The organism is Streptomyces sp. bgisy130 (assembly GCF_057708345.1).
Genome location: NZ_JBYISA010000041.1, coordinates 47,855 through 60,125, shown reverse-complemented (window position 1 = coordinate 60,125; position 12,271 = coordinate 47,855). Strand labels below are relative to the sequence as shown.

The window sequence follows — 12,271 nt, the reverse complement described above, 5'->3', positions numbered from 1 at the left end:
CTCGCACGACAGGCCGCGGCCCGGAAGCGCCTGGAGCTGCCGCGGTGCGGCGGAAGAGAGGATGGCGCTCTGTAGCTGCTGGAGGAACCAGGCGGGTTCCATGCCGAGTTCCTTCGCGAGAGCCAGACGCAGCCGCCGGTACACGTCCAGTGCGCAGGAGCGGCGCCCGGACCGCCACAGCGCCCGCATGTACTGGGCGTGCAGGTTCTCGTGGAAGCGGTGATCGGCAGCGAGTGTGGCGAGCTCGTCGAGGAGTTCCTGGTGCCGGCCGAGCCGCATCTCGGCGTCGATGCACAACTCAAGGGTGTTGAGCCGCACTTCGTCCAGCCTTATCACGTGGGCGGTGACCAGCTGGCCGGCGTCGACGTCGACCAGTACCTGCCCCCGGTACAGGCCCAGCGCCTGACGCAGCAAGGCCACCCCCGCCACGTCGTCGCCCCGACTGATCGCTTCCCGGCCCTCCTTGGCCAGCTGGTTGAATCGATGTACGTCGCACGCCGCCTCAGGCACCCGGAGCATGTACCCGGGGCCGATCGTCACCAGGAACTCGCCATAGGCAGTGTCCACGCGTTGCAACTGCTTGCGGAGCGTCAAGATGTACGTCTGGAGCGTCGTCCGGGCGCTGACCGGCGGCCGGTTCCCCCATAGCTCTTCCACCAGGGCCGAGACCGGGACGATCTGGTTCAGGTAGAGAAGAAGAAGTGCCAGCACCTTTTTCGGCTTGGGCGCGCTGGGAACGCACTCCATGTCCCCGAACCGCAACTCCAGCATCCCCAGTATGCCGACGGAAATGTCCATCCGTTCCCCCCGTGTCTGCGTTGCCCTATGCCCCTGGTGCCGTGCTGCGCTCCCCCTGAGCGCTGACATTCTCTGGCCACTTCGCGTGCAGCGCCTGTGATGCACCCGAACGCTACCCAGAAGGGCGGCCGCTGGCGCGGCCCGGTGAGCGGACATATCAGGATGAGATCTGAATCCGCCCGAAAAATTGTGAGCGAAGGATCTTGTACCGGTAATGAGCGGCGGGCACATCGCCTGCTTCTCGGCAGCGCAACCGACCTGCCCACCGCCGAAAGGCAGGCTGTCCGTGTGCCTCAGCGCAGGATGCGCTTCAGCGCCTGCTCCACGCATCGGTCGGCGAGCGCGGTGACGGTCAGCGCCGGCGGCACCGTCGCCATGGTGCCGGGGATGAGCGAGCTGTCGATGACGTAGAGGTTGTTGTAGCCGTACAGCCGCCCGTCTGTCGCGCACGCCCGGCCCAGTGCCACGCCACCGAGCGTGTGGGAGGCGGTGTCGGCGTTCAGCCGTAGCGTGGAGGTTCCGGGGTTGGCGGCGTTGATCCGGTTCACGGTGGCCGTCACGGCCTGGGTGGCGCGCAGGGCCGAGGGGCTGGTGCTCGGCCAGGTCAGGGACACGTTGTCGGTGGCCGCGTCGTAGGTGAAGTACCCGTCGGCGGAGCACGTGGTCATCGCGAGGGCGCCGAGTGCCCCGGTGCCGTCCGCGGGCGGTATCGGCCACGGGAAATTGATCATCGTGACCGGTTCGTAGGGGTTGTCGGTGTCCTGGGCCACGATGCCGGACGGACCGCCCTGCGTGGGGTTGTTCCAGGGCATGCCCCCGCGGACCGTCTGCCGGTCGCTGTTGGTGCCCCAGCCCTTGCCCACCGCCGCGCGCAGGGCGGGCAGGCTACCGCGGTCCCTGGCGGCTACCAGCAGCCGGCTGGTGCCCATCGAACCCGCGGCGAAGAAGACGTGCTCCGCGTTGTACTCAGGCCGGGCCACCACGGCACCGGTGTCGTCGATGCGTTCGCACCGCACCAGGTAGCGGCCGGCCGAGGGCACCACGTCCACCGCCCGGGTCAGCGTCTCGACCGATACCCGGCCGGTGGCCTCGGCGGCAGCCAGGATGGTCCGGTCGACACTGCGTTTGGCGCCGCTGTTGGCGCCCCAGATGGAGCGAGCGATGATCAGCGATGCCTCGCGGGTGCCCGCCTGTTCCATCCGCACCGTTTGCCAGTCCACTGCCATGTCGGCCCGGAAGGGCGCGAGTCCGGCGGCCTTGGTCTCGGCGGTGAACGAGCGCGCGGCGGTGTAGTGGCTGGAGGCGTAGATGTCGTCCGGCATCGGGGTCGGGCCGATCAGCGAGCGGGCCCTGGCGTACCACCGCTCGCTCATCTCGTCGAAGTTGATGTGGGTGCCGAACGCCCGGTTGAACGCGGCCTGCGACGGCTTGAGCATGACGGCATTGTTGACCAGGGAACCGCCGCCGACGCCCGCGCCGGCCAGCGCAATGACCCCGTTGGCGCGGAAGGACTCGAGCACCCCGGGGTAGACGTCGAGCTGCTGGTTGACGAAGGGACTCCACGAGTTCAGCCAGGAAGCCCGGCCGTCCGGGGCCGCCGGGGTGGCGAAGGTGCCGCCCTGGGCGGTGATGGGCCACCGTTTGCCGCGCTCCAGGACCACCGAGTCCAGCCCGGCCTGCGCGAGCCTGAGCGCGGCGACGCTGCCGGCGTAACCACTGCCGATGATCAGTATCTTGACGGGTTCGGCGGCGGCTGCGGAACGCATCGGGAGAACTCCGAGTGCGGTTCCTGCCGCGACACCGGTGAGAAAGCGGCGACGGGAGAGCCTGCTTCTGCCTGACATACCACTCCTTGGCTGAACGAAGAACGGTGCTGGAACGCGCGGCGGTGGCCGATGTGTCCGGCCGACGGGCGGCGCCTGGCCGCCGGGATGCCCCACAGCATTCGCCGGCGGCCGCGCGCAGACCTCGTGCAGCCCGCAGTCGGCCACGGCCCGGTGGGCGGACGTACGGAAGGCGGCAGGGAGGGGATCAGCGCTTGCGGGCGATAGTCAGGCCGTCCGCGAGCGGCAGCATGACCACCTCGACCCGCGGATCGGCCGCGAGCGCCGGGTTGAACTCGCGCAGCGCGGCGGCGTTGCCGGTCACCGGCTCGTCGCCGAGTACCCGGCCGCCGTAGAGGACGTTATCGAAGACGATCAGACCGCCCGAACGGGTCCGGATGACAAGCTCCTCGAAGTACGCGGCGTAGCCGGTCTTGTCGGCGTCGACGAAGGAGAAGTCGATGCTCTCCTCGCGCGGCAGGGACCGCAGGGTCGTCAGGGCCGGGCCGATGCGCAGCTCGATCCGGTCGTCCAGTCCCGCCGACTTCCACCCGTCCTGGGCGATGCGTGTCCACTCCTCGCTGGTGTCGCAGCACAGCAGGTGCCCGTCGGAGGGCAGGGCGCGGGCGATGGACAGCGAGGAGTAGCCGGTGAAGGTGCCCACCTCGATCGCCCGTCGGGCACCCGCCATCCGGGTCAACAGCGTGATCAGGGCGCCCTGTTCGGGTGCGATCCGCATGCCGGCCTTGTCGCCCGTCTCCTTCTCGGTGCGTACCACCAGGTCCTGATGGGCGGGCAGCGGTGCGATGCCGTGGGCGACCGCGTAGTCGACAACCTCCTGGGTTGCCGGCACCCGCATCGGCTGGTCGGCAGGAAACTCCATCACCACTCCTTAATCAGTTCCCCCACAGGCCCCGGCCGTTGCCAGGGCGTGAACAACGTAGGGACGGCAACTGGAGAAGCGCTTGAAAGCCAGTCCACATCCCGCCACAACGCTCCAGCTGTGTTCGAGCGGACCTCGACCGGCTCCCGCCAGCCTCGCCAGGACGCCGGGCACCGATCCCACGCACCGGCCAAGGCCCCGATGACGCCGCGCTGCGGCCAGGAACGAGGAGCGAGATGCCTGTCAGCAACACCAGTACCCCGGCGGACCGGCGCACAGCCCTGATCACCGGCGCCACCAGCGGCATCGGGCTCGCTACCGCCCGCGCCCTGGCCGAAAGCGGAATGCGGGTCTTTCTGTGCGCCCGCTCCGCGGAGAACGTGGCCGCCACCGTCAAGGAACTGCGTGCCCAGGGCTACGAGGCCGACGGCACGCCATGTGATGTGCGCTCCCGTGCGGAGGTGAGGTCGCTGGTCGCCGCGGCCGTAGCGGCCTACGGCCCGATCGATGTGCTGGTCAACAACGCCGGCCGCAACGGAGGCGGCGTCACCGCCGAACTCCCCGACGAGGTCTGGTACGACGTCATCGACACCAACCTCAACAGCGTCTTCCTGGTGACCCGGGAGGTGCTTTCGGCCGGCGGGATACTCGGCCGGCCGCGCGGACGCATCATCAACATCGCCTCCACCGGCGGGAAACAGGGCGTCGTCCTCGCCGCCCCGTACTCCGCCTCCAAAGCCGGTGTGGTCGGCATGACCAAGGCCCTGGGACTGGAACTCGCCGCCTCCGGAACGACCGTCAACGCGGTCTGCCCCGGATACGTCGAGACTCCCATGGCGGAGCGAGTGCGCCGGGCCTACGCCGAGGCCTGGAACACCGGCGAGGAGCAGATCCGCGAACGCTTCGAGGCCAAGATTCCGCTCGGCCGCTACACCACGCCTGAGGAGGTGGCCGCCATGGTCGGCTACCTCGCCTCGCCGGCCGCGGACGCCGTCACCGCACAGGCGCTCAATGTCTGCGGCGGGCTCGGCAACTACTGACCGCCCGGCTCCCTTTCGGAAGGTGCACACGTGTCACAGAGCACGCCCCACACCACCACGCCCCCTTCTTCGGACCTCACCGTCGGCCCCTCGCGGCGCACACCGGGCCAACGTCCCGGTGACCCGACCCGCGTCGACGTGACGCACACCATCACCGTCCCCGCCGCCCCGGCGGTGGTCTTCGCCCTGCTCGCCGACGTCGAGCGGTGGCCGCTGATCTTCCCGCCCACCGTTCACGCCCGCTTCCTGGAGCGGGCACCGGAAGGTGGCGGCCCGGAACGGCTTCAGCTGTGGGCCACCGCCAACGGCGGGGCGCGCACCTGGACTTCCCGCCGGGTGGTCGATCCCGTGCGGCAGCGCATCTCGTTCGGGCAGGACCGGCCGGTGGCACCGATCGCCGCCATGGGCGGGGAATGGATCGTACGCCCGGTGGCGGGCGGCAGCGAGGTGGTACTCACCCACGCCTACTCCGCTGTCGACGACGACGCCGAGACGCTCGCCTGGCTGGAGAAGGCGGTCGACGGCAACAGCCGCGCCGAACTGGTCGCCCTGGCCGAGGCGGCACGGGACGCCGCAACCGGTCGGGAGACCGGCTTCACCTTCCGCGACAGCCTGCACATCGACGGGACCGCCGCCGCGGTACACGCCTTCCTGAACCGCGCGGAGCACTGGGTGGAGCGGCTGCCCCACGTCGCCCGCGTGGAGCTCACCGAGGAGGTGCCCGGTGTGCAGATCCTGGAGATGGACACCCGGACCGCCGACGGCTCGTCCCACACCACCCGGTCGGTCCGGGTCTGCGCCGCGCCGCACAGCATCCACTACAAGCAGCTCGTCACCCCCGCCCTGCTGCGCGTGCACACCGGCAGCTGGTTGCTGGTGGAGGACGGGGCCGGGGGCGTCACGGCGACCGCGGAGCACACCGTCGTGCTGGCGAGGGAAGCCATCGGCCGGGTGCTGGGGCCTGACGCCACCGAGGAGCAGGCCCGGGCCTTCGTCCGGGACGCGCTGGGCCGCAACAGCTCCGCAACCCTCCAGCGGGCCAAGGCATTTGTAGAGGGGACCCCCGGTGCCTGACCTCCTGGACGGGCTCCCGGCCCGCGCCGATCTGCTGCTGCGGTCCAGCGCCCGCCGGTCCGGCGATCACCCCGCGCTCGTCCTCGGCGGCAGTACGGTCACCTACGCGGGCCTCGACGCGGCGGTGGACCGGTGCGCCGCGCTGCTGCGGCAACGGTTCGGGGCAGGGGGCGCAGTCGTCGCGATCGGGGCGGATCTGCACCCCGACGTGGTGATCGCCTACCACGGTGCCTTGCGCAGCGGGAATCTGGCACTCCCGGTGGTCCCGCTGCTGCGCGAGCAGCAACTTCAGTACGTGCTGGAGAAGTCCGGCGCGCGGGCCGCCCTGGTGGGTGCCGAGCTCTACGCCCGGCTGCGCCGGATACACGGCGGGTTGCGCGGGCTGGAACTGGTCGCGGTCCTCGGCGACGGCTTCGCGGGCGACGACCGGCAGGCACCGCGTTTCGCGGACCTGCTCGACGCGGCCGGCTCGGGCGTGCCCGAGCACCGCGCGGCCCCGGATGATCCGGCCGCGCTGCATTTCACCAGCGGCACCACGGGGAGGCCGAAGGCCGTCGTGCTCAGCCACCGCAATGTGACGGTCAACGCGGTCCAGACCGCCCGGGCGCACGGTCTGGACACTACCTCCGTCACCCTCGTGCACTTCCCCAGCTACCACCCCATGCACATGAACTCGGCCCTCGCCGCCGGAGCGACCCAGGTCCTGGTGCCCGCAGCAGACCCCGCGGAGGCGATCGAACGGGCCCGCACGCACGCCGCGAGCCATCTGTATCTGCTGCCCGCCCGGCTGGCCCAGCTGGCCGCCCACCCCCGGCTGTCGCAACTGCGGCTGCCGGACGCCCAGATGATCGCCTCCGGCGGGTCCGCGCTCGCCCCGGCCGTGGCCGACACCCTCTCCGCGCAGTTCGGCGTCCCCGTGGTCCAGGGATACGGACTGGCCGAGACCTCGCCCCTGACCCACTTCGACCGGCCCGGCGACCACCGCCCTGGATCGGTCGGCCGGCCGGTCGAGGGGACCGAGCACCGGGTGGTGTCCCTGGACGACGCAACGGTGCTGCCGCCCGGCGAGAACGGGGAGATCCAGCTCAGAGGACCTCAGGTGATGCGGGGCTACCTCGACGCCGAGCACGGCCCGGCCGTCGACGCGGACGGCTGGCTCGCCACCGGTGACGTCGGCCGGATCGACCCCGACGGCCGGCTTCACCTCACCGACCGCATCAAGGACGTCTTCAAGTGCGACAACTGGCTCGTCTCGCCCACCGAGATCGAAGCCGCCCTCGCCGAAGACCCGGCCGTCTCCGACAGCGTCGTCCTGGACCGGCCGCACCCGGTGTCCGGCGCGGTCGCCCATGCCCTGCTCGTCCTCACCGACCCCGGCTCCCCCGGGGAGGCGGAGCGGATCATCGGCCGGCTCAACGCCCGGCTGCCCTACTACAAGCAGGTCCGCGGTCACGAAGTCGTCGCACGGCTTCCCCGTACCCCCAACGGCAAGATTCCGCGGCGTGAGCTGCGGGCTTCCTTCCACGCACGACTCGACGGAGGTTCCCCGATGGTGATCCTGATCAACGAATTCATCCTGACCTCGGCACCCGAGGAGTTCGAGAAGGTCTTCGAGGCCAGCTCGGTGTACATGCGCACGCAGCCCGGGTTCATCGACCACACCCTGGTCCGTTCGCTGACCAACCCGAACGTCTACACCAACATCGCTCGCTGGGAGGACGCGGCGGCACACCTGCACGTCGTTCAGTCCGAGGGCTTCCAGGAGCACATACGCGAACTCGCCTCGGTCGCCAAGGCCACGCCGCAGCTGCACACCGTGGTGTCGCATGTCGCACGCGGCTGACCCGCTGGGCCTGGCCGGAGCCCAGGTACTGGTGGCGGGGGCGACCGGACTGGTGGGCGGCGCGGTGGTGCGCGCATTCGCCGCGGCGGGCGCCACGGTCGTGGTACACGGCCGGGACGAGAAGGCGGCCGGCGCACTCGCCGACCGCGTCGCCGCCGAACACGGCGTCCGCGCGCATCCGGTGACCGCCGACCTCGCCGCGCCCGAAGGGCCGCAAACGCTGCGCGCGGCACTCGACGCGGCGGGCGTGCAGAAGCTGAACGTCCTCGTCAACTGCATCACCGGCTACAACGGCCGACCGCGGCCGGCCACCGAGCTCACCGCCCAGGAGTTCCGCGCATTGCTGGACACCGACCTGGTCGCGGCCTTCGACTTGGTCACCGCTGCTCTTCCGTTGCTGGCCGCGGCCGGACAGTCCCGGGTCGTGCTGCTGTCCTCGCTGGCCGGGGTCCGCGGCCGGCCCGCCGCGGCCCACCTGTGCGCGGTCAAGGCGGCGGTGGCCGGTCTCTCCCTGGCCCTGGCCCACGACCTGGCGGGCGAGGGCGTACGAGTCAACTGCGTGGCACCCGGCCCGGTGCAGGACCCCGGTACGCCCCACGGCGGTCCCCTGGGCCCGGGCATCGTCCCGACCACCCCCGACGAAGTGGCGGGCTGCGTTCTCGCGCTCGCCTCCGACCTGTCCGCCCCCGTCAACGGCCACCTTCAGGTGGTCAACGGCGGTCGGCCCTGATCACGCGAAGGCGGTTTGGCACATGAACGAGCAGCGCGCCGCGCACCACTCTCCCGACCCCGGCAGCGAACCCCCACGTCTCTTCCGAGCCGACAAGATCGCCCTGGTCACCGGAGCATCCCGAGGACTCGGCCGGGCCATCGCCCACCGGCTGCGGAAGGCCGGCTGCCATGTCTACCTGAACTACGCCGCCGACGACGCGGCCGCCGCCGAGGCCGTGGAAGCGGCTGCGGACCTGCCGGGCAGCACCACACCGGTCAAGGGAGACATCCGCTCGGCCGAGTTCCTGGCCGGCCTGCTGGAGCGGATCCGGGACGAGCACGGCCAGTTGGACATCTTCGTGCACAACGCCGCCACCATGCACCCGATGCTCCCCGTGGCACCGGACGTCGGCCCCCTCTTCGACGAGATCGCCCTCGCCCTCAACCCGCTTCTGCACGGCGCGGGCACGCTCGCCAAGCTGATGCCGGAGGGCGGCCGGATCATCGCTGTCTCCGGCAACGGGGCGTTCGAGGTGATCCCGCACTACCTCGCCACCGGAGTCGCCAAGGCGGCGCTGGAGAACCTGCTGCGCTACCTCGCCGTCGACCTGGCGCCCTTCGGCATCACCGTCAATGGCGTCTCCACCCACCTGCTCGACAAGGGGGAGCACACCTCCAACCCGGCCATCGCCGGGCTGCTGGCCTCCCGCACCCCCAACGGCCGCCTCACCCGCCCCGAGGACGTCGCCGACGTGATCGCCCTGCTGTGCGCGCCGGAGGCCGCCTGGATCCAAGGGCAGGTCCTGGTGGCGGACGGCGGCCTCGGCCTGCGGGCCTGAGGGGTGGACGTGGACATCACCACCGACGTCTGCGTGGTCGGCGCCGGCCCGGCCGGCCTGACACTGGCCCTGCTGATGCTGCGGTCCGGCGTCCGGGTCACCGTCGTGGAACGCTCCCGGTCCTTCGACCGCGAGTACCGGGGCGAGATCCTCCAGCCCGGCGCGATGACACTCCTGGACGACTTGGGCGTACTCGCCGGAGCACGCGCCCGCGGCGCCTACGAACTCGGCCGGTTCCAGCTCGTGGAGAACGAGCGCCTGCTGATGAACATCGACTACGGGACCCTCCCGCCGCCCTATGGCTTCCTGCTGAGCCTGCCCCAACAGCACCTCCTGACAGAGCTGTTCGATGCCTGCTCCCGGTATCCGGGCTTCACCTACCTGGACGGCTGCGGCCTGCGGGAGCTGTCCGGGGACGGAAACGCCGTCACCGGCATCGTGTGCGGACAGGGCGAGCGACGCCGCCGGATCACCGCGCCGATCACGGTCGCCGCCGACGGCCGGTACTCGAAGACCCGGCGGCTGGCCGGGATCGAACAGCACCGCCTGGACGCCTTCGCGCACGACATCCTGTGGTTCCGGGTGCCGGCCGGGGACCGCCGCGACCGGACCGTGCGGGTGCACCGGACCGACGGCACACCGGTCCTCATCTACGACTCGTATCCCGACTGCGTGCAGATCGGCTGGACCCTGCCACACAACGGCTACCGGAGGGTCGCGGAGGAAGGAGTGGAACAGCTGCGGTCCCGGATCGCGCGGGCGGTCCCGGAGTACGCGGACCAAGTCCTCGAACAGGTCAAGGAGCTCGGCGACCTGACCCTGCTCGATGTCTTCTCCGGCTATGCCGAGGAGTGGGCGATCGACGGCCTGGTCCTGCTCGGCGACAGCGCCCATACGCACAGCCCGATCGGCGCCCAGGGCATCAACCTGGCCGTGCAGGACGCCGTTCTGCTGCACCCGGTGCTGCTGTCCGCCCTGCGGGCCGGGGACTTCGGCAAGGCGGCGCTGTCGAGCTGGGTGCCGGGCCGCCGCAAGGACATCGAGCAGGTCTTCACCCTCCAGGCCCGGCAGAGCAAGGCGATGCTCGGCGGCGGAGGCCGGATCGCCGGGATGGTCCGGCCGCTGGCTGCGCGTGCCCTGGCGCACACCCCGCTCTACGGCAAGATCCTGCGCGCCATCGCGTTCGGGGCCCGGCCGGTCACGGTGCGCTCGGACCTGTTCAACGAGGCGGAACCGACACGCTGGGAGGCTGCCGGAGCATGAGAATCATCGATCTGTCCTCACCCATCGACGCCTCGTTCTGGGAACCGGACGAGGTGGTGCACCGGGTGCTGGACGCCCATCAAGCGGCCCTGCACGTCCGCGACGAGATGAAGGAACACTTCGATCTGGACCTCGATCCGGACATCTTCCCCGACGGCGCTTTTCTCACCAACGACTACCTGACACTCACCACCCACACCGGTACTCACGTCGACGCCCCCGCGCATTACGGCCCCGCGGCAGAGGGACGCACTCCCCGGACCATCGACCAGATGCCGCTGGACTGGTTCGTGCGGCCCGGCATGCTGCTGGACCTGCGGGAGGCCGGGACAGGCACGGTCGGGGTCGAGCACCTGGAGCGTGAGTTCGCGCGCGTGGGCCGTCGGCCCCGGCCGCTGGACGTCGTACTGCTGCACACCGGCGCCGACCGGCACCTCGGCAAACCCGAGTACTTCACCGAATTCACCGGCCTGGACGGGCCGGCCACCAGACTGCTGCTCGGCCTGGGAGTACGGGTGATAGGCACCGACGCCTTCAGCCTCGACGCACCCTTCACCCACATCATCCGCGAGTACCACCGCACCGGGAACCGGGACGTGCTGTGGCCGGCCCACTTCGCCGGACGTCAGCAGGAGTACTGCCAGCTTGAACGGCTGGCCAACCTTCAGGACCTGCCGGCCTCGACCGGATTCACCGTCAGCTGTCTGCCGGTGAAGATCGCCGGGGCCGGCGCGGGCTGGTCACGGGTGGTGGCGCTGGCCGATAGGTGAACGGCGGCCGAGGCAGGAAAGAAGGTTTCGGCCGACTCCGGGATTTCCTGACAGGCATTACTTAGTCGGCTACATTTCGAACGTGCTGGCTCGGAACCAGCGGTCCTTGCGGCGCGCATCCGGCGCCGGTCACCCTCGCCCCGCCCAACGGGCGGGCTATGGAAAGGCATTCATGGACAACAGGAAACTCGGTTCGGCCGGCCTCACGACCTCCGCCCTCGGCCTCGGCTGCATGGGCATGGCGGGTGCGTACGGGGCGGCGGACACCGACGAGGCCGTCGCCACCGTCCGCCGAGCGCTGGACCTCGGCATCACCTTGATCGACACGGCCGACTTCTACGGGCCGGGCACCGCCGAGAAGATCGTCGCCCAGGCGCTCTCCGGCCGCCGGGACGAGGCCGTGGTCGCCACCAAGTTCGGGATGCGGCGGCCGGCCGCCGGCCCGCCCTACGTCGACGGCAGCCCTGCCTACGTCCGCGCGGCCTGCGAGGCCTCCCTACAGCGGATGGGCCTGGACCACATAGACCTGTACTACCTGGCCAGGCTGGACCCGAAGGTCGACATCGAGGAGACCGTCGGCGCCCTCGGCGAACTCGTCGCCGAGGGCAAGGTGCGGCACATCGGACTCTGCGAGGTCTCCGCACGCACCCTGCGGCGGGCGCACGCCGTGCACCCGATCGCGGCCCTACAGACCGAGTACTCGCTGTGGGAACGGCATGTGGAAGAAGAGATCCTGCCCACCTGCCGTGAACTGGGCACCGGCTTCGTGGCCTACAGCCCGCTCGGCCGCGGCTTCCTCACGGGTGCCTTCGACAGCGCCGACGACCTGGCCGAGGACGACCAGCGTCGCCACCACCCGCGGTTCCAGAGCGAGAACTTCGACCACAACCGCAATCTGGTGCGCACGGTCGAGGCGCTGGCCGAGAACAAGGGCATCAGCCTCACCCAGCTCGCCCTGGCCTGGGTCCTGGCACAGGGCGGTGACGTGGTGCCGATCCCCGGCACCCGGCGCATCACCCACCTGGAGCAGAACGCCGCGGCCACCGAGATCCGGCTGACGGACGAGGAGGCCGGCCGGCTCTCCGACCTCTTCCCGGTCGGCGCCACCGCCGGACTGCGTTACCCCGCGCACTTCATGCGGACCATCGACCAGAGCTGACGCCCGCTCAACCGCCGGAAGCGGGGCACACACCCGATGTGCGCCCCGCGCCCGCCGTCCAGGGCACA

The 12,271-nt window shown here is 70.7% G+C and carries 11 protein-coding genes; 8 read left to right on the top strand and 3 right to left on the bottom strand.

Going from position 1 to position 12,271, the window contains the following annotated elements; translation table 11 throughout:
- From AC3EUV_RS32960 to AC3EUV_RS32950, 3 genes are all read right to left on the bottom strand, one after another.
- Nucleotides 1-798, bottom strand: a 798-nt coding sequence (locus AC3EUV_RS32960) for an AfsR/SARP family transcriptional regulator (protein ID WP_435604514.1), incomplete at its 3' end; no start/stop codon positions are given.
- 293 nt (nucleotides 799-1,091) lie between these two features.
- Nucleotides 1,092-2,564 (bottom strand): GMC oxidoreductase, encoded by a 1,473-nt coding sequence (locus tag AC3EUV_RS32955; protein ID WP_435604513.1) that lies wholly within the window; start codon nucleotides 2,562-2,564, stop codon nucleotides 1,092-1,094.
- 265 nt (nucleotides 2,565-2,829) lie between these two features.
- Nucleotides 2,830-3,504, bottom strand: coding sequence for an O-methyltransferase (locus AC3EUV_RS32950; protein ID WP_432146127.1), 675 nt, complete (start codon nucleotides 3,502-3,504; stop codon nucleotides 2,830-2,832).
- A 236-nt stretch (nucleotides 3,505-3,740) separates the two neighbouring features.
- Here AC3EUV_RS32950 and AC3EUV_RS32945 point away from each other — a divergent pair, with 236 nt between their 5' ends.
- The 8 genes from AC3EUV_RS32945 to AC3EUV_RS32910 all read left to right on the top strand — a co-directional run bounded on the left by AC3EUV_RS32945 (nucleotide 3,741) and on the right by AC3EUV_RS32910 (nucleotide 12,203).
- On the top strand, nucleotides 3,741-4,544 hold the full coding sequence (locus AC3EUV_RS32945) for an SDR family NAD(P)-dependent oxidoreductase (protein ID WP_432146126.1): 804 nt from the start codon (nucleotides 3,741-3,743) through the stop codon (nucleotides 4,542-4,544).
- Nucleotides 4,545-4,574: 30 nt separating this feature from the next.
- A complete protein-coding gene (locus tag AC3EUV_RS32940; protein ID WP_435604512.1) occupies nucleotides 4,575-5,618 on the top strand; it encodes an aromatase/cyclase in 1,044 nt (347 codons plus the stop codon).
- Nucleotides 5,611-7,461 (top strand): AMP-binding protein, encoded by a 1,851-nt coding sequence (locus AC3EUV_RS32935; RefSeq protein WP_435604511.1) that lies wholly within the window; start codon nucleotides 5,611-5,613, stop codon nucleotides 7,459-7,461. The genes AC3EUV_RS32940 and AC3EUV_RS32935 overlap by 8 nt, the downstream gene beginning before the upstream one ends.
- A complete protein-coding gene (locus tag AC3EUV_RS32930) occupies nucleotides 7,445-8,191 on the top strand; it encodes an SDR family NAD(P)-dependent oxidoreductase (protein WP_435604510.1) in 747 nt (248 codons plus the stop codon). Before AC3EUV_RS32935 ends, AC3EUV_RS32930 begins: the two co-directional genes overlap by 17 nt.
- Nucleotides 8,192-8,213: 22 nt before the next feature.
- Nucleotides 8,214-9,011 (top strand): SDR family oxidoreductase, encoded by a 798-nt coding sequence (locus AC3EUV_RS32925; RefSeq protein WP_432146122.1) that lies wholly within the window; start codon nucleotides 8,214-8,216, stop codon nucleotides 9,009-9,011.
- A 9-nt stretch (nucleotides 9,012-9,020) separates the two neighbouring features.
- The gene (locus tag AC3EUV_RS32920) at nucleotides 9,021-10,274 is read left to right on the top strand and encodes an FAD-dependent monooxygenase (RefSeq protein WP_435604509.1); all 1,254 of its coding nucleotides are present in this window, start codon (nucleotides 9,021-9,023) and stop codon (nucleotides 10,272-10,274) included.
- A complete protein-coding gene (locus AC3EUV_RS32915) occupies nucleotides 10,271-11,044 on the top strand; it encodes a cyclase family protein (RefSeq protein ID WP_435604508.1) in 774 nt (257 codons plus the stop codon). The genes AC3EUV_RS32920 and AC3EUV_RS32915 overlap by 4 nt, the downstream gene beginning before the upstream one ends.
- A gap of 172 nt (nucleotides 11,045-11,216) precedes the next feature.
- Nucleotides 11,217-12,203 carry an aldo/keto reductase gene (locus tag AC3EUV_RS32910; RefSeq protein WP_435604507.1) on the top strand — a complete coding sequence of 329 codons (987 nt, stop codon included), beginning with the start codon at nucleotides 11,217-11,219 and terminating at the stop codon, nucleotides 12,201-12,203.
- Nucleotides 12,204-12,271: the final 68 nt, after the last annotated feature.

What these genes read in the sequence shown, in the direction of transcription:
- AC3EUV_RS32955 (WP_435604513.1), bottom strand. Translation starts at nt 2,564, where the DNA reads ATGCGTTCCGCAGCCGCCGCCGAACCCGTCAAGATACTGATCATCGGC.
- AC3EUV_RS32910 (WP_435604507.1), top strand. Translation starts at nt 11,217, where the DNA reads ATGGACAACAGGAAACTCGGTTCGGCCGGCCTCACGACCTCCGCCCTC.
- AC3EUV_RS32945 (WP_432146126.1), top strand. Translation starts at nt 3,741, where the DNA reads ATGCCTGTCAGCAACACCAGTACCCCGGCGGACCGGCGCACAGCCCTG.
- AC3EUV_RS32950 (WP_432146127.1), bottom strand. Translation starts at nt 3,504, where the DNA reads ATGGAGTTTCCTGCCGACCAGCCGATGCGGGTGCCGGCAACCCAGGAG.
- AC3EUV_RS32925 (WP_432146122.1), top strand. Translation starts at nt 8,214, where the DNA reads ATGAACGAGCAGCGCGCCGCGCACCACTCTCCCGACCCCGGCAGCGAA.
- AC3EUV_RS32930 (WP_435604510.1), top strand. Translation starts at nt 7,445, where the DNA reads ATGTCGCACGCGGCTGACCCGCTGGGCCTGGCCGGAGCCCAGGTACTG.
- AC3EUV_RS32915 (WP_435604508.1), top strand. Translation starts at nt 10,271, where the DNA reads ATGAGAATCATCGATCTGTCCTCACCCATCGACGCCTCGTTCTGGGAA.